Here is a 21,585-nt window from a genome sequence, read left to right as displayed (position 1 = left end):
TTTTAAGAAGTTTAATTAGGCACTGATAAATTTAGTTCCGACTTCTTTATTATTAATAATATCTACAATGACGTTCTCTCTTTTACCGTTGGCAATATAGGTTGGGATATTCTTGTTTGCGGTACCTTTAGCGATCTTTAATTTAGAAGCCATACCACCTCGTCCTTCACCTTCTTTTTTATCTGAAGCTTGAACGTATTTTTCGACGTTTTGATCCGTTTTAACGGTATTTAAAATTTTTGAGTCATCATCATCTGGATGACCGTCATAAAGTCCGTCCGTATCCGAAAGGATAATTAATCGGTCGGCGTCTACTAATTCTGCGATTAAACTTGCAAGCTCATCATTATCAGAAAACATAGACATGGTTAAAGAGACGGCGTCATCTTCATTAGCAATAGGAATCACACCTTCAGACAATAGACCTTCGTAACAGTTAATCATGTTTTCACGGTGCTTCCCGATATCAAAATCGCGCTTAGTGGCTAAAACTTGAGCGCATCGCATACCGTAATCGTGAAATAAACTGTAATAGTGTCTCATCATTCTTGGTTGGCCAACAGCCGAATATATTTGGCGTCGTATAGACTTGTCTTTTATATCCGTTTTGCCTAAAATTTCCATACCAGCCATTGCTGATCCTGAAGAGACTAAGATAACCATGATATCTTCTTCATAAAGTACAGCGATTTGTCTAACAAGCTCGCGTAGTACAGGTCCTAAAATTCTATTGTCTTTGTTTGTTAATACGTTGGTTCCAACTTTTACAACCACCCGTTTTATATTATCATCCATTGTTTTTGTAATTAAATGCCAGGCGTCATCTCCTGACTTGTAATAATTATTCTTATGTAGGTTATTATTTTACCTAGTAATCAATTATTTATTTAAAGGTTTATTTATTCTTTTCCGAGTTCTATAGCACGATCAAAAGCTGCGTATGCCGCATCTTGAATTAATTGTTTTACATTATTATCGTCCATAGAATCTATAGCCGCCTGTGTGGTTCCCCCTTTAGAAGCCACTTTATCAATCCATGATTTTGGCGAAATGTTATTTTGGTTGAAGAGCTCTATAGCGCCTTCAAAAGTACTGGTCACTAAAACTTTAGAGTCGTAATCTGAAAAGCCCATTTTTTGTGCGGCTTCTAACATAGACTGCATAAAGTAGAATACGTATGCCGGACCACTCCCAGAAATACCTGTAGAGGCATCAATGAAGTTTTCTGTTTTTACATGGATCGACGTTCCTGTAGTATCTAAAAGGTTTCTTACCATAATTAATTCTACTTTAGAAACGGCGTTAGACTCTGTGTACGAAGTCACCCCTTTCCCCACTTGTGCTGGTAAATTAGGCATAGTTCTTACCACTTTTTTAACCTGTAATTTATCTTGAATAGATTCAATGGTAACACCAGCCATTAAGGAAACAAAAATTTGACTGTCGTTTATCAATGACTTCATTTTATTAAACAATCCATCGCTATGGTATGGTTTTACGGCAATAAAAACGATATCGGCTTGTGGTAAGCAGTCTTCTAAATTATCGTATACGTTGAATCTTAAATCTTTGCTTAAACTTTCAATTTTTTTTGGATCGGTATCAAATATTCTAAGTTTGTGTTTACTAAGTAGTGGCGATGCCGCCATACCTTCAGAATACGTTAAGCCCATATTACCGGCTCCAATTACTAATACTTTCATAATTTGTTTTATAATATAACTGACACTACTGTCAATGGTCTTATTAGCCGCAATTACTGTGCGACAGTGCCAAATAGAAATTCTCATTTAAAGATTTTGGGTATCTTAAGGAATTTATTCGTATCGTTAACATTTTATCAATTTTATCAAAGAATTGTTTCGGATGTCATAATTCAAGAAAAATGCGCTTTGGAAAGAAGTGTCATTTTGTCGGTGACAAATTGTGAATAGGAATAAAAAAAAGTCCGCAACATGTAAGTGTTTACGGACTTTAGTAAGTTGTTCTTCAAAAGAAAGGTTTATTTTTTTTCTGGCAATCCACGGGTTAACCAACCTCTTCGGCTTGCTGTAGCAATGGCATAAGGTGTTATCCAAAATAGAGCAAAAGTGTATACAATACTATAGGTATAGGCCCAAACGGCTTCCTTAATTTCATAACGGTAACCGAAGAATAAGACTGAAAATGTAGAGAACACTAAGATGCTTAATAAGGTAGAACCTAAAAAGAGCAGAGGATGCGTCAGCACAAAAAACAGCATAAATAAGACAAATGGGTAGCTCATAATTATTCTAGACGCTTGACTTAAAAAGAGTAAGCGACTTCCAAACTTACTGCCTGCTTTAAAATTAGTAAAGACATATTTAGACATTGCAATATTTTCTCTCACATTACTACGTCCCCAACGTATAAACATTTTATAGAGACCTAAGTATTGATCTGGGACATTAGTATAGGCGACAGCGTCTTTTTGAAATAAAACGTGTTTCCCTTGTTTTAGAATCATATTAGTCATTGCACGATCTTCTCCAATATCGGAAGGTTGCCCCATAAACGTTTGGTTAATCCATTCTGGTAAACAGTTAAAGACGGCTGTTCTGCTGTAGGCCGCTAATGCGCCTGGTGTACATAATACAGAGTTAAGGTTGCTTTCTGCTGAACGTACAAACTCAAAACTCATCACAAAGCTTACATCCAACATTTTAGGAAGCATTTCCTTTTTATTGTTCAGTACTCTAATGTTTCCGGCAACGGCACCACAATTTTCATCCTTTACAAAAGGACTTACTAAATTTCTTAGCGTGTCTTCAGTCACTATAGAATCACTATCTACGGTCACAAAAACATCACCATTTCCTAAGTTAAATCCTCTGTATAGGGCATGACGCTTTCCTTTATTTTCAGGTTGTTGTAGGATTTCTAAACGCGATCCTAACTTGTCTTTAGCGTCTTGCATCCATTCCCAAGTATCATCAACACTCCCATCATCAATAGATAAAATTTGAAGTTTTTCTTTAGGGTAGTTACTCGCTTCTAAACTCATTAAGGTATCCCAGACTTGTTTTCCTTCATTATAAGCCGGAACAATAACCGTCACAGTTGGTAATTCTTTATCACTTACCGAAGCAACAGGTTTATATCTAAAATAATTATAGGTGGTATAGATAAAAAATGCGGCCTTATAAATAAATAAACCTAAAGCAATAGTCATAAAGGTGAAACCTAATGTTGTGCTTCTACGATCGGCATTAAATTTTTCAAAATCATTAAAAAACACATAAAAGAAATAAATACCAATACTCATTAATAAGAATGTACTAAATAGGACAATTTTATTGTGAAAATTATGGGGCTTAGGCTTACTGTTGAAAATAAATTTATTCGTGAATTTTTTTGTTCGAGATAGTTTTGTTGAGGAGGTTGGTTTTGACATCATAGAAATGAAGTTTTTAGTTTGTTGATTGTGACTAAATTGTTTAAAGTATATACGACGACAATTGTAACTTAGACCATGCCGATGCATTTATTAAGAAAACTTTATAATTTCTAAGGGCTTGATTTTACTGCTGATTTGAAGCGTTTTTAGTAAGATGGCCTGTTAAAAAGTAGGCGTATAAAAGCGTTATTATTGTTGAAAGACTTAAGAACATAAATGGGGATATGGGAGCATTTATACCCCTAAAAACGTTAGAGATGGCCATATATGGAAATGGGAGAAGAAGCGATTTTGTTTATGTGGTATTAGCAATTGTGACACAGTGATGAGCTTTACTCTAGACATGACGTTTGGGTTGGCTGTAATGGCAGGGGTCCTATAAGCGAATGTGTAGGGACTAGAAAACAAAAAAACCGCTTCATTAGTATGAAGCGGTTTTAAATTTATAGACTTAAAAAGAATTAATCTTCTTTCTTTTCTTCTCTAGGTTTACGATCATCACGTCTGTTGTCACGTCCGCGATTATCTCTTCCTCTGTTATCACGTCCACCAGAACGTTTGTCATCTCTTGGTGGTCTTGCTACATAACCTTCTGGTTTTGGTAAGATGGCCTTACGAGATACTTTTTCTTTACGTGTTCTAGAATCAATACCAAAGTACTTCACATCAAATACATCTCCCATGTTTACAACATCAGATACATTTTCTGTACGTTCCCATGCAAGTTCAGAAACGTGTAATAAAACTTCGTTTCCTGGAGCTTCTGTATATTCAACAACAGCACCAAAGTCAAGCATTTTAATAACTTTAACTTCGTAAATGCTACCCACTTGAGGCTTAAATAATAAAGAATCAATTTTAGCCATTACAGCATCAATACCTTTTTTACCAACACCTAAGATTTCAACAATACCTTCTTCTGTTACAGGATCTTCGTTAATAACAATAGTGGTTTCTGTTTCTTTTTGCATTTCCTGAATTACTTTTCCACCAGGACCAATTAAGGCACCGATAAATTCATTAGGAATACGTCTAGAAATCATTGTAGGCGCATGCTCTTTAACATCTTGGTTAGGCGTGTCAATAGTATCTGTAATTTTACCTAAGATATGTAAACGACCGTCACGGGCTTGTTTTAAAGCATTAACAAGGATTTCATAAGATAATCCTTTTACTTTGATATCCATTTGACAAGCTGTAATACCATCTGCAGTACCTGTAACTTTAAAATCCATATCTCCTAAGTGATCTTCATCACCTAAGATATCAGATAATACGGCGTATTTTCCAGAATCAGCATCAGAAATTAATCCCATTGCAATACCAGAAACAGGTTTCTTTAATTGTACACCAGCATCCATCATTGCCATAGTACCAGCACAAACCGTTGCCATAGAAGACGAACCATTAGATTCTAAAATCTCTGAAACCACACGTACTGTGTAAGGACAATCATCAGGAACCATACCTTTTAAAGCACGTTGTGCTAAGTTACCATGTCCTACCTCACGACGAGATGTTCCACGGATTGGTCTCGCTTCTCCAGTTGAAAAAGGAGGGAAGTTATAGTGTAAATAGAAACGCTCTTCACCTTCGTAAGATGGCATATCTATTTGGTTAGCTTCTCTACTTGTACCTAAAGTCACTGTCGCTAAAGCTTGAGTTTCTCCACGTGTAAAAATAGAAGAACCATGGGTAGATGGTAAATAATCTACCTCACACCAGATTGGTCTAATATCTGTAGTTTTACGTCCATCTAAACGTAAACCTTCATTTAATGTTAAATCTCTAACGGCAGCTTTTTCCGCTTTAGAGTAATATTTTGAAATTAATCCACCAAAATTTTCTTGTTCTTCTTCAGAAAAAGAGGCTTTGATTTCTTCTTTTATTTCTGCAAATGCAGCACTTCTTTCATGCTTAGAAGATCCGGCTTTTGCTACAGCATAAACTTTGTCGTATGCCATATCATGAATCTTCTTCGCTAAGTCTTCATCAGTTCTTTCTGGTTCGTATTCACGAACGTCTTTTTTACCAAAGGCTTCAGCTAATTTTACTTGAGCAGCACATTGTACTTTAATGGCTTCATGAGCAAATTTGATCGCTTCAGTCATTTCTTCTTCAGAAATCTCATCCATCTCACCTTCTACCATCATTACAGAATCAGCAGAAGCACCAATCATCATATCGATGTCAGATTCTTCTAATTGAGAACGTGTAGGGTTAATGATAAATTCTCCGTTTACACGACCAACTCTTGCTTCAGAAATTGGGCATTCAAAAGGGAAATCTGATAATTGAATAGCAGCAGAAGCGGCTAAACCTGCCATAGCATCTGGCATAACATCATCATCATGAGACATTAATTGAATCATCACCTGAGTTTCAGAGTGATAATCTTTTGGGAATAATGGACGTAAAACACGGTCTACTAAACGCATGGTTAATACTTCTCCATCACTAGGTCTTGCTTCTCTTTTAAAGAAACCTCCTGGGTAACGCCCAGCAGCTGCAAATTTTTCGCGATAATCTACCGTTAATGGTAAAAAGTCAACATCGGCTTGCTTGTAGTTAGAAACAACTGTACATAGTAACATACATTTTCCTGACTGTACAACAACAGAACCATGGGCCTGTTTTGCTAATTTTCCGGTTTCGATAGAGATTTCTCTACCATCCCCTAGGTCAATGACCTCTTTAAAAACTTTTGGAATCATAAATTTTTTAATTCTAATTAAACAATGGTCGTTGTGTTGTTGTGTAGTTGTTGTTGTTGGTGACCAATGAAAAACCGCGAACCCTAAAATTAACTTAGGATTTTTATGCTATTTTTTACGATTGTTAAACTCTTACGTGTGAGTTGTATAGAAAACAAAAAGCCACGCTAAATGCGTGGCCTTTATATTGAGATTATTTTCTTAATCCTAATTCTTTAACGATAGCACGATATCTTAAGACATCTTTCTTAGTTAAATAATCTAATAAAGCACGACGCTTACCTACTAATTTAACTAGCGAACGCTCCGTATTAAAATCTTTACGATTTCTTTTTAAGTGTTCTGTTAAATGATTAATTCTTACAGTAAATAATGCAATTTGTCCTTCTGCAGAACCAGTGTCTTGCGCGTTTTTACCGTGTTTTGTGAAAAGCTCTTCTTTTCCTTTTTGATTTAAATACATGCTAATATTATTGTAAATGATTTTTATGTACACGAAAGCATCTCTTTCGAGCCGCAAATATACTATTTTTTTGTGATTTAAATTTTTTTTCGTAACTTTTTGATATTCTTAAGCCTATATTGATTTTATAGTTTTAGACCTCCCCTTAGCCGAACTAGCAACTTTCAATAAATTAATCCTAACAATCGCTATGTATGAAAGTTTCAAATCATCTCCGAAATTTCTCTAACGCCTATGACGTTTTAGAGCAAACCTTTAATAATACTTACAATGGCATTGCTATTGTAAATTTAGATGGAAATTGGTTAAAAGTTAATGAGAGTGTCTGTGATATTTTTGGTTATACCCGATGGGATCTGTTTAATATGGATATTGATAATATCGTTTATGCTGAAGATCTTGGCGTACACGAAGAAAAATTTGAACGCCTCATTAATGGTGATATTAAAAAATACAGGGTTAAACAACGCTACTTTCATAAAGATGGGTCTATTGTTTGGGTCTTAATCTCTGTATCGCTCGTTTATTTTAAAACGGGACGCCCGAATATGATTTGGCAGTTTACAGATATTACCAAACGCCAAAAAATAGAAAATAAATTAAAAGCTATGCTTACCGTTGCTGATGAGCAGAACAAACGCTTAAACGCTTTTGCAGAAATTGTGACGCATAATTTACGATCGCATGCCGGGAATTTAGAAATCATTACGGAGTTTTTAGCTGAAGATTATACGGACTTTGATACGAATGAAAATTTTCAGCTTCTTAAAAAAGCGGTAGGTAATCTACAAGAAACGGTAGCCCATTTAACAGAAGTTGGTAAAATAAGAGTTATAGAGGATTCTAAATTGGATGCCTTAAACCTTCACGATTTTACAGAAAAAGCCATTTACAATATTATTGCATTAGCGCAAAACGCCGATGCTTTAATAGCTAATGAAATTGATGAAGATATCTGTGTTAAAGGTGTGGCCGCATATTTAGATAGTATTTTAATTAACTTTCTTACTAATGCTATTAAATATAGATCTGAAAAACGACGATTAGAAGTCCATCTCAGTTGTACATTAGATACAAATTATGTGGTGCTTAAAATTAAAGACAATGGCTTAGGAATTGATATGGAAAAATTTGGAGAGCAACTCTTTCATATGTACAATACCTTTCACTGTAATGAAGATGCTATAGGTATTGGATTATTCATTACAAAAAATCATATTGAATCTTTAGGAGGACGGGTAGAAGTGAATAGTGTGGTAGATGAGGGGACTGAGTTTTTAATCTACCTCAAAATGTGCGATTCCAGTATAGCGGAATAAATATTGAAGTTATAAAAAAAGCGTTTCCTTTAAGAAACGCTTTTTTTATATGTGATTATGCGGAGTCGTTTATAATACGTCAATAGTTGCAGTAACATCAAAAGTTACAATAACATCAAAAACCACAGGAGTGGCATTAACAGTACCCGATACTAAAACACTAACCACCGTATTATTCTCTAAATCTGTAGCAATCGCATTTAATAAGCTCACATCCGAAACGGTGTAGATAGTGTTGTCTATATCAGACTGCTCTAAATTAATATTTGCTAGCGTGATGCTTTCCGTACCAAAGGTTAAGGACCCTTCAGTTAATGTGGCATCTTCAATCCCTGTGTAATTTGTAATTTCATACGTTAGGGAGTTCAACGTAATATCTTGAATTAGATCAATGTTATCTTGAATATCCTGGTTAGAGGAAATATCTAAGGTTGCAGATTGTGTAATACTTTGGGGTTGGCCTTCAGAATCTTCAGAGGCAGAAACACTAATGGTAGTGGTGAAATCGTCTGTGACGTTAAATTCTGTAAGTTCGTCAAGGTCATCACAAGAAAATGTAGTCACCATGAGCAGTAAAATGGCGGTAAGTTGTGCTGTAGTTTTCATAATAGTATGTGTTTTGCTGTTTGCTTAATGAGTGCTGAAGCCATAAAAACGCAAACAAGGTTGAAAAGTTATTAACTTAAACACTAATATACTAAAAAAAGAGGCATTTCGCCTCTTTTTTTAGTTTGTTTATTAAGCCCTTACAGCTTGATTCTTAACCAAATCAATGTAGAGGTTAACACGTTTCTTAAGATCTTTACGATGTGTAATAAAATCTAAGAATCCATGTTCTAATAAAAATTCTGAAGTTTGAAATCCTTCAGGAAGTTCTTTTCCGGTGGTATCTCTAACAATTCTTGGACCTGCAAATCCAATTAATGCGCCAGGTTCAGCAATGTTAATATCTCCTAGCATAGCAAATGATGCTGTGGTTCCTCCTGTAGTAGGATCGGTACATAAAGAGATGTAAGGAATACCAGCGTCTGCTAATTGCGCAAGTTTTACTGATGTTTTTGCTAATTGCATTAAAGATAATGCCGCTTCCATCATACGTGCGCCACCAGATTTACTGATAATCATTAAAGGGGTTTCATTCTTTAAGGCGTAATCTGCAGCACGTGCAATTTTTTCGCCTACTACACTTCCCATTGAGCCTCCAATAAAAGCGAAATCCATACAAGCAATAACTAAGTCTTCGCCATTAGATTTTCCTACTGCAGTACGTACAGCATCTTTTAAGTTGGTTTTGGCTTGCGCTGCTTTTAAACGATCTGGATACTTCTTTGTATCTTCAAATTTAAGCGGGTCTTTAGATGTTAAGTTAGCATCGAGTTCCGTGAATTTATTATCGTCAAATAAAATTTGGAAATACTCGTTACTTCCAATTCTTACGTGGTAGCCATCTTCTGGGCTTACATAAAAGTTTTGTTCTAATTCTTTGGTGTCAATTATTTTTCCAGTAGGAGATTTATACCAAAGGCCTTTAGGGGTATCTTTCTTTTCTTCAGTTGAGGTATGAATACCTTTTTCTTTTCTTTTAAACCAAGCCATATAAATTTACAATTTTGGATCCTTAGCCAATGCTTCGGACAGGTTTATGATTTTTAGAGGTTTTAAATCTTAAAATCGGTCTTTTAAGTGAGTTATTAGTTACTAGACTAAGAGTGCAAAATTACTATTTTATTAAATATAACTCAAAAATAGAGCAAGCTATCTCTAAAATGCAGTCTTAAAAGCAAATAAAAACCCGTTAAAACTCTGATTATAAGTTTTAACGGGTTTTAAAAAAGTATATTAATACACCGAATTAAAGGGTATCAACATTGTTTAAATCTTCAAAGGCTTTTTTCAATCGGGCCACAAAAGCATCTTCTCCTTTACGTAACCAAACACGTGGATCGTAATACTTTTTGTTAGGTACATCGTCTCCTTCAGGGTTACCAATTTGGGTTTGTAAAAAGTCTTTATTGTCTTGGATGTAATCTCTAACTCCTGTTAAGAAAGCGTATTGCATATCCGTATCAATATTCATTTTAATCACACCGTAACCAATAGCTTCTTTAATTTCTTCTACTGTAGATCCAGATCCACCGTGGAAAACAAAGTCAATATGGTTATGTGGTAAATTGTACTTTTCTGATAAGAACTCTTGAGAATTCTTAAGAATTTTCGGCGTTAATTTTACGTTTCCTGGCTTGTATACACCGTGAACGTTTCCGAAAGCAGCAGCAATAGTGAATTGGTCACTAACTTTACTTAACTCTTCATAAGCATAAGCCACTTCTTCTGGCTGTGTATAAAGTTTAGAATCGTCAACATCTGTATTATCTACACCGTCTTCTTCACCACCTGTAATTCCTAATTCTATTTCTAAGGTCATTCCCATTTTGCTCATACGCTCTAAGTATGTTTTACAAATGGCAATGTTTTCTTCTAATGGCTCCTCAGATAAATCAATCATATGAGAGCTATATAAAGGCTTTCCTGTTTCTTTAAAATGTTGTTCACTAGCATCTAGTAAACCATCAATCCAAGGTAAAAGTTTTTTAGCACAATGGTCTGTATGTAAAATTACAGGAACACCGTAAGCTTCTGCCATAAGGTGAATATGTTTAGCACCTGCAATAGAACCTGCTATAGCCGCTTTTTGGTCTTCGTTACTTAAACTTTTTCCAGCATTAAACTGTGCTCCTCCATTAGAAAACTGGATGATAACTGGTGCATTTAAAGATTTTGCAGTTTCTAAAACCGCATTAATAGTATTAGATCCGATGACATTTACCGCAGGTAAAGCATAACCTTTTTCTTTAGCGTGGTTGAAAATATTTTGAACTTCTTTTCCTGTGGCAACGCCAGGTTTGATATTGTGACTCATAATTATGGTATTGATAATTTATGTTACCAAAAGTACATAAATTTTGAGTATTTGCAGTGTGAAACTCATTATTAAATATCGAAAACGTTGTAGTAGCCAAGGGATTATAATGTTCAGAATAAATAGTCTAAGTCCTTTAGCATCAGAGGTGTTCTTGATGTTTTTCTGGTTTTCCATAGCGAAACCAGTGACACACTAAATTTGTAGAATGTATTTAGAATGGGTAATTAATACCAATGTTATAAACGGCGTTTCTAAAGTTATAATCTCTAAACCAACGGTTCCCAAAATCTTGAGCGGGATCGTGTGTTTTAAAACCAACATCAAAACGCAGTACAAAGAAATCGAAATCGTAACGGATACCCATTCCAGATCCAATAGCAATATCTTTTAAAGAGCTCAGGTTAGATAGGGTTGCTGCATCTTCTGTGACGTTGTCTAAAACATTCCAGATATTTCCGGCATCTACGAATACGGCACCTTGAAACGCCCCAAACAGACTAAAGCGTTGTTCTGCACTAAAGTGTAGTTTAAAATTGGCTTCGTTAAACTCATTGGTGGTTTTAGAACTCCCTGGTCCTAAGTTATAGGCGGTCCATGCACGGTTGTCATTAGGGCCACCAGCAAAGAAACTTTCAGCAAAAGGAATACTGTTAGAGTTGCCATAAGGAATAGCAATCCCCGCATAACTACGAAATGCAAATACGTTTTTTCGCCCTAAATCGACATACTTAATATAATCGATTTCGGTTTTAATATATTGTGAAAAAGCGACTCCGAAAATCTCATAATTGTCATCGCTATTTTTAGACAAGCCTGCAATGTTAGAAATGTTAGACATAAGGTTTCCGGCTAATTCTACACGCCATTTAAACACGGAAAAATCATTATCAAAAATATTCTTTCGCTTGTCTTTTGTATAGTCAAAACTGGTAGAGAAAATAAGGTTGTTTTCTGTTAAACGTTCTTTTCGCTCTTGAATGTTGTTGACCAGCACATAATCGTCGTCACTAGACGTTAAACTCGTATTTTCAGATAACACTTCAGAAATAAAAGTATCTGCTGGGGCATACGGATTGGATAGCGAACTATCAGAAAGAGTCCCTTCAGTATCAATATAACCAATACCGCGAGCAATGGCATTTAGGCGCGCAAAGGAATTGGAATACACCCCAAAATAATTATCTGTGTTTAAGTTTTTAACAAAGTTGATGTTAAAAATTTCTAGGGTGTTGGTCACCGTGTTTGAAGGAAACCAATTGTAACTGAAAATTCCGGAAATAGATTGTTTGTCTAGACCAATATTTTGTTGACTGGTGGCCGATAGGTTAATAGCTGTACTCGGCGACATGTATTTTGGAATAATTTTTTCAGTATTAAACGGACTAAACAATCTAGGGATGGTAAGCCTAATATTGCCCCCAAACTCATTAATGTCGAAAAAGGAAGTGGACGTAGAACTTCTACTTTTTGATGCGCCAATGGCTGCAATTCCGGTGATTTCTAAGGTTTCGGCCCCTCTAAAAACATTTCGGATTTTTAATCCTGAACTGAATGAAAATCCTATAGATTGAATATTACTTTGATTGATGTCTGAATCGAAACTTAAAGCGTACTTTTTCTTCGGTTCTAAAAAGATATTCGCTGTTAATGTGGAGTCTTCTTCGTTTTCAACAAAATCTATATTAGGGTACCTAAACATTTGTAAATCGTTGAGGTATCTTGCGGTGCGGCTTCGAGCTAAATCGCTATAAATTTCGCCTTTATTAATAAAAACAGCATCCGTTAAGGCTTTTGGTCTAAACTTTAATTCGTCTTTACTATATAGGTTAATATCTTTATAAGTGGTAGAATCTGTTATGGCACTAAAGCGGTTATTAAAATTATCATCGGTATAGAGATTCACTTCTTTAATTTTGTAAACCTTAAAAGGCCGGGTAACGGTAGAATCGTCCCCACGGATAATGCGGTTGCCAATGATAAGATCGGTGTGGACTTTATGATTGGTGTTTATGGTGTCCATTTCAAACCGAATATAATCTTGCCCAAAATAATAAAAGCCGGCATTACGGAGGTAGGTGTTAATTCTGCTGCGTTCGCTTTCGTAATTTTGCTCATCAAATTGCTCACCTTTTTTTAATAAGGTTCTCGCAATAAATTTCGGATACATGGAGTCTATCGCCGGACTACTAATCACTGGTCTAAGCGAGTCTAGCATATAAGGTTGTTTTTTATTTACCTTATAAATCACCTGAGCTAATTTGTTACTGTCCTTATTAACTTCAAAAGTAACATCGTTGTTAAACCAACCCTTGGTGTAATAGTACTTACGAAGGTTTTTAGCCGTTTTTATGGTTTTTGCTTCATCATATAGCACCGGAGCTTCTCCTGTACGTTTTAGCCAAGCGTTAAAATCTCGTCTGGATTTAAGGAACTTGTCAAACTGTTTTTCAGAGAGTAAAGCAATTCTACGTTTTACTTTAGTAGAGTCACTCAAAATCTGTGCTTCTAAAATAGAGTCTATATTAGGTCTTGCTAAATTATAAATATGAAGTTTTAAGGGGAATCCTAAAAACTTACGCATTCCAGAATTAGTCTTTTGTGCAATGATATTGTTAATGCGTTCATTGCTAACCACAACACTGTCTTCTAAAATGGTATTATGGGTAATAAGATGCTCGCCTGTTTTTACACGCTTTACAATATTACAAGAACTGATGGTTAAAACGCATAAGCATAGCAACACATGGCGAGACACGTATTTGTACTGAGATGGTGATATAAAAGGGAACTTATGCAAATTTAAACTGGCGTTGTTTTTTAATAGTCTTAAAGAAACAAAAATAACATCATTTCTTAATTAGATGCCTCATAGTCCTGTTAATTTGCAAAGGCTGTTTCGTTAAAAAAGGTTTACTTTGTATTTGTAGGGGTTCTGCTAAGCTAAACTGAAACTATTTTTAGACGTTGCGTAGGCCTTTTACAGATACATTAATTAGATCAGTGGAACAATGAGTTCGGTATTATCAAAGAATCAAATAAAGGTTGTAAAAAGTTTAAGTCAGAAGAAAAACAGACAGCAACTGGGTTTGTTTATTGTTGAAGGGGTAAAAGGTATTTCAGAATTCTTAAATTCCGATTACAGCTTGGTTAATTTATATACCACGAAACCTATTTTTGAGGCGCCTGAAGAATTGCTGTCTCTGATTTCTGATGCGGATTTAAAAAAAATAACGGCTCTTAAAAATCCTAATACGGCCTTAGCGGTTTTTAAAATTCCGGAGCCTAAACAAGACTTAGATCCAGGATTGGTTGTGGCCTTAGATGATGTTAGAGATCCTGGGAATTTAGGAACAATTATTAGGTTGTGCGATTGGTACGGTGTAAAAAGTCTAATCTGTAGTCTTAATACGGTAGATTGCTACAATAGTAAAGTGGTACAAGCCACGATGGGATCCTTAACACGGGTTAATGTGCAGTATGTAGATTTAGAAAGTTATCTTAAGACACATTCTATTGAGGTTTTTGGTACATTTTTAGAAGGCGAAAATATTTACAGCAGCAGTTTGCCTGAGCGTGGTATTATTGTTTTAGGGAATGAAGGTAATGGAATTTCAGAGGCGATAGAAAGTCAAGTGGATCGGAAAGTGACCATTCCTCAATTCGGAATCGTAAAAGCTACAGAAAGTTTAAATGTTGCTAATGCCACGGCCATTCTTCTAAGTGAATTTCGTAGGCGTACTATTGAAAAGTAAAATTAATAAACACCCCACGTGTTTGCATTTTAGCCACATTCCCTGTCCAAGGGCTATTAGGGTCAGCATCACGAACTAACTCGTCATTCATGGAGAAAATACCACGTATTGAAGGCGTGAATTTAAAGTATTGCAAATAGAGGTCTATTCCAAAACCGACCTCATAGAAATAGCTGTTTTTTTTCATTCTAAACTCTCCCGAACTATTATCATCAGGGTTGTCTTGATTACTCGATAAATTTAGTGCGGTAGAAAAACCACCAATAATAAATGGCTTAAAGTTATTAATACGTTTTGTAGAGATTTTTAAAAGTAGTGGAATGTGGACATAAGTTGATTTCACTTCTCTTAATAAATCGGAATCATTATAATCGTCGTTTGGAAAAAGACTCTCGTCGTACATTAAGTTTCTTGTGGTAAAGAAAACGCCGGGTTCTAACCTTAGGTTCATGTAATCGTTAATACGCATATCGCCAATAAGTCCTAAATGAAAGCCTACAGCTTCATCTACCAAAATGTCCTTTAAATCTTCCTGATAATCAAAGTTGAAATCGTATTGGTTAAATCCAATAAAATACCCCCAGGTTAAGCGCTTTTGATCGATGTTATCAACCGGATTTGCCACTTTCTCTTTAGTGAACAGTTGCGCTGAAGAATTTTGAAACGCGAATAAAAATGCTAAAAGGACAAGAGTTTGCTTCATATTATGCTTTAGATGCGGTATAAATAGTAGCCACTCCCATAGTTTGTGGTAGGTCTACAACATTTATAAACCCAATTTTTCGTAAAATATTGTTTAAAGCTTCACCATAAGGAAAAACAGATGCCGATTCACTTAAATAATTATAAGCCACTTTATCCTTAGAAAATAATTTTCCGATGGTTGGCATAATTAATTTGGTGTGGAAATTATAACCCGCTTTATAAATAGGATTCGTAGGGACTGATGTTTCAAGAATCACAAAAATACCATTTGGTTTCAGTACTCTAAGAATTTCAGCTAAGCCTTTTTCTAAGTGTTCAAAATTTCTAACCCCAAAAGCAACGGTAATAGCATCAAAGGTATTGTCCTCAAAAGGTAAATCTTCAGAGTCTCCAATAACCATAGAAATGATCGGGTCTAAGTTTTTAGCGGTAATTTTTTTCCTTCCAACTTCTAACATCCCATCACTAATGTCTAAACCAATGATTTCTTCAGCATTCGTAGCGGTAAGGCTAATGGCTAAATCTCCAGTTCCGGTAGCAATGTCTAAAATGTTTTTAGGTTTTGTTTTGGCAACTAAGTCTACAACTTTATTTCGCCATTTAATATCAATACCAAAAGAAATAACACGGTTTAAACCATCGTATTCTTTAGAAATGGTATCAAACATTTTAGTGACTTGGACCTTTTTAGATTGGTCACTGTCCTTATAGGGATTTACTTTTTCAGCCATAAAAATTTTTAGCAAATATACTAAAAGAAGTGTCAAGAACTTAACGTTGCCTACATTTAAAGTGCAAAAAAAATCACTTTTTAAGCTCTGTGAAATTCTGTTTTTAAAGAGAAATTCGAATTAGGTCTCTGTAGTTTTTATGCTCTTTTAGTGAATTAAAAGCTGTATTATTTTCATAGTATAAAGAACTTTTTAACTTGCAACATAATGTAGCAGGTGGGTATAATGTCTTACAGGAAGGCGTTAACTTATAAGTTATAAGTATATTTGCATGCTTACTCCAAACAAATACAATGAAGATTATTATCGCAGGGGCCGGTGAGGTAGGGTTTCATTTAGCTAAACTTTTATCATACGAGTCACAAGAAATTACGTTAATTGATACAAAGAAAGATAGTTTATCTTATGCCGGTGAACACCTAGATATTAGAACCATAAAGGGCGATTCTACTTCAATTTCAATTTTAAAAGAGGCGCGTATAGATACTGCTGCACTTTTTATTGCGGTAACCTCTTCTGAAACTACAAATATTACGGCCTGTGTATTAGCGAAGCAATTAGGCGCTAAGCGTACCATAGCTAGAATTTCTAACACAGAGTTTATTGAAAATAAAGATACCGTAGGGTTTTCTAAGTTTGGAATTGATGAGTTAATATCACCTGAATCTTTAGCGGCATCAGAAATAGAATTGTTATTAAATCAATACGGGTTTAATGACACCTATGAGTTTGAAGGTGGCGAGTTAACCATGTTAGGTCTGCGTTTATCACGGACCGCGACCTTTGTTGATAAATCGGTTAAGGAGGCGGCAGAAATCTACCCAGAGCTAAATTTTATACCTATTGCCATTCAACGTTTAGGGACCCAATACACTATTATTCCGCGAGGCGATACCATATTTAAAGAAGGAGATAAAGTGGTCTTTGTGACCTCTAAAGGTGGAGATGATGAATTATTTAAGTTATCCGGTAAAGTTAAGGTCTCAATAAAGAATGTAATGATTCTTGGAGGAAGCCAAATAGGATATAAAACGGCACACGATTTATGTTCTAGTAAGTTTAATGTGAAATTGGTAGAGAGTAGACGAGGAAAAGCTGAAGAGTTGGCAGAAGAAATTCCGAATGCTTTAGTGATCTGTGGTGATGGTAGAAATGTGGATATCTTAGATGAAGAAAATATCTCTGATATGGATGCTTTTATTGCGGTAACCGGAAATTCTGAAACCAATATTATGTCTTGCCTTTTAGCCAAGTCTAAAGGCGTTAAGAAAACTATTGCCTTGGTAGAAAATATGGATTACTATCAATTGTCTCAGTCTATTGGGATTGATACTTTGATTAATAAAAAGTTATTAGCGGCCAATAATATCTTTAGATATATACGAAAAGGTGAAGTGGTGGCAATGACCAAACTTACCAATATGAATGCTGAACTTTTAGAATTTGTAGTAAAGCCAAAATCTAAAATAACCAATAAGCTGATAAAAAATGTTAAGTTTCCAAAATCTGCTATTATTGGTGGTGTTATTAGAGATGGTAAAGGGTCTATTCCGTTAGGAAGCTTTACCATTCAAGCTGGAGACCGTGTGGTAGTTTGTTGTTTACCACGTTCTATTTCTGAAGTTGAACGGTTTTTCTCTTAAAATACGATGTCAAGAATAAAACTCAATTATAAAATAATATTTCATTTTTTCGGTCTGCTTTTGTTATTCAACGGTGGATTTATGCTTACGGCAACTTTAATCAGTCTCATCTATAATGATGGAGTAACTATAGAGTTGTTTTTAGCCGGTATTGTGACCTTGCTTATTGGTGCTATTGCCATGTATAGAACGAAAGACCACCGTAAAGAAATGAATAAGCGGGAAGGGTATATCGTTGTGGCCTTTGGTTGGATTGTGATGTCCCTAACGGGAACACTGCCTTATATCGCGACCGGTGCAATTCCTTCTTTTACAAATGCTTTTTTTGAAACCATGTCGGGTTATACGACCACAGGGGCTAGTATTTTAGACAATATTGAAATTATTCCTGAAGGGGTTTTGTTTTGGCGAAGTATGACGCATTGGATTGGCGGTATGGGGATTATTGTATTAGCCATTGCCATCTTACCATTGTTAGGAGTAGGAGGGATGCAGTTGTTCACGGCTGAAGCTCCTGGCCCTAGTGCCGATAAGTTACACCCCAGGATTACCGATACTGCTAAGCGCTTATGGCTCATTTATGTAGGTTATACCGTTGCTGAAACAATTTTGCTTCAAATTGCAGGGATGTCTTTCTTTGATGCTATTAATCATGCCTTGAGTACCTTGTCTACGGGGGGCTTTTCAACAAAAAATGCGAGTGTAGCCTATTGGAATGATAATCCGGCTATTCAGTATATTATTATATTCTTTATGTTTTTAGCTGGGACCAATTTTGTCTTAAGTTATTATCTATTTAAAGGTAAAGTGGTTAAAATATTAAAAGATGAAGAGTTTAAATTGTACTCTCAGTTTATATTAATTTTCACGGCAGTGGCTGCTGTTTTAATTTACTTTAGAGCTGATGTGTCTATATCTTCAATAGATCACCCTATGGTTTTAGGGGAAGCTGAAAGTGCTTTAAGACATGCCTTATTTCAGGTATTAACAGTAGTTACTACCACAGGATTTGTGAGTGCTGATTATACCTTGTGGACGCCATTTTTAACCGTTTTCTTCTTCGGAATGATGTTTTTAGGAGGTTCTGCAGGAAGTACCTCAGGGGGTGTAAAAGTAATGCGTCAATTGATATTAATTAAAAACAGTTTCTTAGAATTTAAACGGGCCTTACATCCTAATGCGATTATTCCGGTACGTTATAATGGGAAATCGGTATCTAAAGATATTGTATTTAATGTCTTAGGCTTTTTTATTCTTTATATGCTGTCATTTATTATTGGTGCGGCCGTGTTTTCGATGTTTCAAATGGATTTTACATCGGCCATAGGACTTTCAGCATCAAGTTTGGGTAATGTAGGACCTGCTTTAGGGGATTTTGGACCTGTTAATAACTATGGGGCATTACCGCCTTTAGGAAAATGGTGGGCTTCGTTCTTAATGCTCATTGGTCGTTTAGAACTCTTTACCGTACTGATCTTACTAACGCCTTTCTTTTGGAGAAATCGTTAAGCACTAAGCTGTAGGCCTAATCATTACTTTGGGTAAATGGCCTTGTAATATCTTTGTTTTATGGAGGTTATTGCTTGTTTTTTTTAGCGATAACCTGAGGGTGTTCTACAAACTACCCGACACACGCTTGTAACATTCTTATAAGTTCTACGTCCTATTTGTAGCACTAATACTTTTACTTGGGTTCTGATTATTTATATCACAGGCTTATTCTTTAGTGATGCAGTCTGAAGGTGTTTTCCTTCAAACGTCAGTCTTACTTTTCTTAGTGCTTTTAGGTTTAAGCCCCTTTATCGTTTTATAGCGTCCTTGGTTTAAATCCTAAATAACCCTTTTAAATCTTTTAAGCTATGTCTGCAAGTGCCATGAACACCGTAATAAATAATAATAGAAAATTATTAACAAAGCGCGACCGATTAAAAAATACCTTAAGCGGTTATAAACGGCCATTAAAGGTGGAATATACGTGGCCTAAAGCGAGCACAAAACAATTACATAGTATCAGACGGCGGTTGAAGGAAGAAAGGCAAATAAGAATGTTGAAGGTGGTAACACTAACCCTATTACTTTGTGTTCTAATGTTAGTAGGTCTGCTTTATATGTACGCACAGTTATAAGCGAATAAAAGCTTGTTGATTAAACGCTATTCAAACTTAATTCAAAAGAGTTCAGCACATCTAAAAGCTTGAATAGGACTTAAAAATATAGGGATAGAGGATTGTGATATTCTTTAAAATAATCCGAAATAATTTTAAATACCTAATAATTAATCTGTTAAATTAGGAATGTTGGTGGTTTTTTTGTACATTCTACAAAATAATAAAACCCCTCAACAATGAAAATAGCTCTATCAAAGGATTTAAGAAAGCGCTCGAAGCGTAGAAAGCTGTCTCATTTTACAAAACGAGGATTATTAAATTCCAATTACAAACGTGTTGTAAAATACAGTTTTAAAAAAGCACGAAGAAAGTCTTTGTTTATGATAAGACAACGTGCTAAATCCATCCAAATTAGTAAAGAAAGCCTCATGGCATCACTAGTATTAAAAGTAGCCGTCTTTGTGAGCGTTGCTATATTAATTTTGTTTTAAAATTGTTTTTAGGGCTGAGGTCTTTTAGAGAATTAGACCTAAAACGAATCACAAAGAAAAAGCTGTAACAAATGTTGTTACAGCTTTTTTTATTATGGAGTTTATAAAAACGGGTTTATTTAGCTTAAAGCCGTTTTAATACGCTTAATGGCTTCAATAATTTCGTCTTGAGAGGCCGCGTAAGAGATTCTTATACAATCTTTGTTTCCAAAAGCTTCTCCTGTTACAGTGGCAACTAAAGCTTCTTCTAAAATAAATAATGAGAAATCCGTAGCGTTGTTAATGGTCTTGCCTTTAATCGTTTTTCCAAAATAAGATGAGATATTAGGGAAAACGTAAAAAGCACCTTCAGGTTCGTTGGTTTTAAACCCTTCAATCTCTCCTAAGAGTTTTAAGATCAGTTGACGTCTTTCTTTAAACTCATCAACCATATATTTAATGCTAGAAGGATCTGCTTCTAAAGCTTTAATAACGGCACGTTGTGCAATACAGTTAGCACCACTTGTTACTTGACCTTGAATTTTGTTACAAGCTCTAGCAATCCAGTCTGGAGCACCAACATATCCAATTCTCCATCCCGTCATCGCAAAGGCTTTAGAAACCCCATTTACTGTAATGGTTCTGTCGTACATATCATCAAATTCAGCCATACTAAAATGACCACCTTTAAAGTTAATGTGTTCATATATTTCATCAGAAACCACATAGATATTAGGATGCTTTTTTAAGACATCAGCTAAGGCTCTTAGTTCTTCTTTACTGTATACCGATCCACTTGGGTTACAAGGAGAACTGTACCAAATCATTTTGGTTTTTGGTGTAATGGCAGCTTCTAATTGTTCGGCTGTCATTTTAAAGTCGTTATCTATAGACGTCTGTACTTCTACCGGAACCCCATCACTTAACTTAACGATGTCACTATAACTTACCCAGTAAGGACAAGGTAAAATAACTTCGTCTCCAGCATTAAGCATAACAGAAGCAATATTTGCTAAAGACTGTTTTGCACCTGTTGAAACCACAATTTGTGGTAAGGTATAGCTAAGATTATTATCGCGTTTAAATTTATTAATAATGGCTTCTTTCAAATCTACATAACCATCTACTGGTGTGTAGCTGTTGTAGTTTTGGTTGATGGCTTCAATGGCCGCATCTTTAATAAAATCTGGAGTGTTAAAATCGGGTTCTCCCAAACTTAATCCGATAATGTCTTTTCCTTCTGCGCGAAGTTCTCTGGCTTTGGCAGCCATGGCTAATGTTGCTGAGGTTGATAGATTATTAATTCTATCCGATAGTTGGTTCATAAGTTATAAATATA

The 21,585-nt window shown here is 35.4% G+C and carries 16 protein-coding genes; 4 read left to right on the top strand and 12 right to left on the bottom strand.

The genetic code is table 11. From position 1 onward, the window contains the following. Positions 1 to 15 precede the first annotated feature (15 nt). The 5 genes from proB to rpsO all read right to left on the bottom strand — a co-directional run bounded on the left by proB (position 16) and on the right by rpsO (position 6,595). Positions 16 to 795, bottom strand: coding sequence for a glutamate 5-kinase (gene proB, locus DFQ08_RS13860; RefSeq protein ID WP_114310635.1), 780 nt, complete (start codon positions 793 to 795; stop codon positions 16 to 18). Positions 796 to 899: 104 nt separating this feature from the next. Then, positions 900 to 1,703 carry a pyrroline-5-carboxylate reductase gene (gene proC, locus DFQ08_RS13855; RefSeq protein ID WP_114310798.1) on the bottom strand — a complete coding sequence of 268 codons (804 nt, stop codon included), beginning with the start codon at positions 1,701 to 1,703 and terminating at the stop codon, positions 900 to 902. A gap of 299 nt (positions 1,704 to 2,002) precedes the next feature. Further along, a complete protein-coding gene (locus DFQ08_RS13850) occupies positions 2,003 to 3,418 on the bottom strand; it encodes a glycosyltransferase (protein ID WP_114310634.1) in 1,416 nt (471 codons plus the stop codon). Positions 3,419 to 3,879: 461 nt separating this feature from the next. Next, positions 3,880 to 6,132, bottom strand: coding sequence for a polyribonucleotide nucleotidyltransferase (locus DFQ08_RS13845; protein WP_114310633.1), 2,253 nt, complete (start codon positions 6,130 to 6,132; stop codon positions 3,880 to 3,882). A gap of 193 nt (positions 6,133 to 6,325) precedes the next feature. Beyond that, positions 6,326 to 6,595, bottom strand: a complete 270-nt coding sequence (gene rpsO, locus DFQ08_RS13840) for a 30S ribosomal protein S15 (RefSeq protein ID WP_114310632.1) — start codon at positions 6,593 to 6,595, stop codon at positions 6,326 to 6,328. Between the two features lie 194 nt (positions 6,596 to 6,789). Here rpsO and DFQ08_RS13835 point away from each other — a divergent pair, with 194 nt between their 5' ends. Then, positions 6,790 to 7,914 (top strand): sensor histidine kinase, encoded by a 1,125-nt coding sequence (locus tag DFQ08_RS13835; protein WP_114310631.1) that lies wholly within the window; start codon positions 6,790 to 6,792, stop codon positions 7,912 to 7,914. 69 nt (positions 7,915 to 7,983) lie between these two features. Here DFQ08_RS13835 and DFQ08_RS13830 read toward each other — a convergent pair whose 3' ends face one another. The 4 genes from DFQ08_RS13830 to tamL all read right to left on the bottom strand — a co-directional run bounded on the left by DFQ08_RS13830 (position 7,984) and on the right by tamL (position 13,634). Then, a complete protein-coding gene (locus DFQ08_RS13830; protein WP_114310630.1) occupies positions 7,984 to 8,520 on the bottom strand; it encodes a hypothetical protein in 537 nt (178 codons plus the stop codon). Between the two features lie 132 nt (positions 8,521 to 8,652). Next, a complete protein-coding gene (gene accD, locus DFQ08_RS13825; RefSeq protein ID WP_114310629.1) occupies positions 8,653 to 9,510 on the bottom strand; it encodes an acetyl-CoA carboxylase, carboxyltransferase subunit beta in 858 nt (285 codons plus the stop codon). Between the two features lie 256 nt (positions 9,511 to 9,766). After that, positions 9,767 to 10,834 carry a class II fructose-bisphosphate aldolase gene (fbaA, locus tag DFQ08_RS13820; RefSeq protein WP_114310628.1) on the bottom strand — a complete coding sequence of 356 codons (1,068 nt, stop codon included), beginning with the start codon at positions 10,832 to 10,834 and terminating at the stop codon, positions 9,767 to 9,769. Between the two features lie 214 nt (positions 10,835 to 11,048). Then, positions 11,049 to 13,634: a translocation and assembly module lipoprotein TamL gene (gene tamL, locus DFQ08_RS13815; protein ID WP_245935442.1), complete on the bottom strand. Its 2,586-nt coding sequence runs from the start codon at positions 13,632 to 13,634 to the stop codon at positions 11,049 to 11,051. Between the two features lie 211 nt (positions 13,635 to 13,845). Between tamL and DFQ08_RS13810 the strand changes: the two genes are divergently transcribed. Next, positions 13,846 to 14,589, top strand: coding sequence for a TrmH family RNA methyltransferase (locus tag DFQ08_RS13810; RefSeq protein WP_114310627.1), 744 nt, complete (start codon positions 13,846 to 13,848; stop codon positions 14,587 to 14,589). Here the strand turns inward: DFQ08_RS13810 and porT are convergent. Together porT and ubiE are read right to left on the bottom strand one after the other, a co-directional pair. Then, positions 14,576 to 15,292 carry a type IX secretion/gliding motility protein PorT/SprT gene (gene porT, locus DFQ08_RS13805; protein ID WP_114310626.1) on the bottom strand — a complete coding sequence of 239 codons (717 nt, stop codon included), beginning with the start codon at positions 15,290 to 15,292 and terminating at the stop codon, positions 14,576 to 14,578. The two genes, DFQ08_RS13810 and porT, sit on opposite strands and share 14 nt — an antisense overlap. Before the next feature lies 1 nt (position 15,293). Next, positions 15,294 to 16,025 (bottom strand): bifunctional demethylmenaquinone methyltransferase/2-methoxy-6-polyprenyl-1,4-benzoquinol methylase UbiE, encoded by a 732-nt coding sequence (gene ubiE / locus DFQ08_RS13800; RefSeq protein WP_114310625.1) that lies wholly within the window; start codon positions 16,023 to 16,025, stop codon positions 15,294 to 15,296. A gap of 293 nt (positions 16,026 to 16,318) precedes the next feature. On the opposite strand from ubiE, the gene trkA reads away from it, so the two are divergent. Beyond that, entirely contained in the window at positions 16,319 to 17,668 is a 1,350-nt protein-coding gene (trkA, locus tag DFQ08_RS13795) for a Trk system potassium transporter TrkA (protein ID WP_114310624.1), read from the top strand. Between the two features lie 6 nt (positions 17,669 to 17,674). Beyond that, positions 17,675 to 19,177, top strand: coding sequence for a TrkH family potassium uptake protein (locus DFQ08_RS13790; protein WP_114310623.1), 1,503 nt, complete (start codon positions 17,675 to 17,677; stop codon positions 19,175 to 19,177). A 1,209-nt stretch (positions 19,178 to 20,386) separates the two neighbouring features. Here the strand turns inward: DFQ08_RS13790 and DFQ08_RS13780 are convergent. Further along, positions 20,387 to 21,571, bottom strand: coding sequence for a pyridoxal phosphate-dependent aminotransferase (locus DFQ08_RS13780; protein ID WP_114310621.1), 1,185 nt, complete (start codon positions 21,569 to 21,571; stop codon positions 20,387 to 20,389). Positions 21,572 to 21,585: the final 14 nt, after the last annotated feature.

This window comes from Winogradskyella arenosi, from assembly GCF_003337305.1.
In the GTDB taxonomy this organism is placed as follows: domain Bacteria; phylum Bacteroidota; class Bacteroidia; order Flavobacteriales; family Flavobacteriaceae; genus Winogradskyella; species Winogradskyella arenosi.
Note: the sequence above shows the minus strand (reverse complement) of the source record. Positions and strands in the feature narration are given on the sequence as shown.

What these genes read in the sequence shown, in the direction of transcription:
- fbaA (WP_114310628.1), bottom strand. Translation starts at nt 10,834, where the DNA reads ATGAGTCACAATATCAAACCTGGCGTTGCCACAGGAAAAGAAGTTCAA.
- trkA (WP_114310624.1), top strand. Translation starts at nt 16,319, where the DNA reads ATGAAGATTATTATCGCAGGGGCCGGTGAGGTAGGGTTTCATTTAGCT.
- DFQ08_RS13830 (WP_114310630.1), bottom strand. Translation starts at nt 8,520, where the DNA reads ATGAAAACTACAGCACAACTTACCGCCATTTTACTGCTCATGGTGACT.
- accD (WP_114310629.1), bottom strand. Translation starts at nt 9,510, where the DNA reads ATGGCTTGGTTTAAAAGAAAAGAAAAAGGTATTCATACCTCAACTGAA.
- ubiE (WP_114310625.1), bottom strand. Translation starts at nt 16,025, where the DNA reads ATGGCTGAAAAAGTAAATCCCTATAAGGACAGTGACCAATCTAAAAAG.
- proB (WP_114310635.1), bottom strand. Translation starts at nt 795, where the DNA reads ATGGATGATAATATAAAACGGGTGGTTGTAAAAGTTGGAACCAACGTA.
- DFQ08_RS13845 (WP_114310633.1), bottom strand. Translation starts at nt 6,132, where the DNA reads ATGATTCCAAAAGTTTTTAAAGAGGTCATTGACCTAGGGGATGGTAGA.
- DFQ08_RS13810 (WP_114310627.1), top strand. Translation starts at nt 13,846, where the DNA reads ATGAGTTCGGTATTATCAAAGAATCAAATAAAGGTTGTAAAAAGTTTA.
- DFQ08_RS13835 (WP_114310631.1), top strand. Translation starts at nt 6,790, where the DNA reads ATGAAAGTTTCAAATCATCTCCGAAATTTCTCTAACGCCTATGACGTT.
- proC (WP_114310798.1), bottom strand. Translation starts at nt 1,703, where the DNA reads ATGAAAGTATTAGTAATTGGAGCCGGTAATATGGGCTTAACGTATTCT.
- DFQ08_RS13790 (WP_114310623.1), top strand. Translation starts at nt 17,675, where the DNA reads ATGTCAAGAATAAAACTCAATTATAAAATAATATTTCATTTTTTCGGT.
- DFQ08_RS13780 (WP_114310621.1), bottom strand. Translation starts at nt 21,571, where the DNA reads ATGAACCAACTATCGGATAGAATTAATAATCTATCAACCTCAGCAACA.
- DFQ08_RS13850 (WP_114310634.1), bottom strand. Translation starts at nt 3,418, where the DNA reads ATGATGTCAAAACCAACCTCCTCAACAAAACTATCTCGAACAAAAAAA.
- rpsO (WP_114310632.1), bottom strand. Translation starts at nt 6,595, where the DNA reads ATGTATTTAAATCAAAAAGGAAAAGAAGAGCTTTTCACAAAACACGGT.
- porT (WP_114310626.1), bottom strand. Translation starts at nt 15,292, where the DNA reads ATGAAGCAAACTCTTGTCCTTTTAGCATTTTTATTCGCGTTTCAAAAT.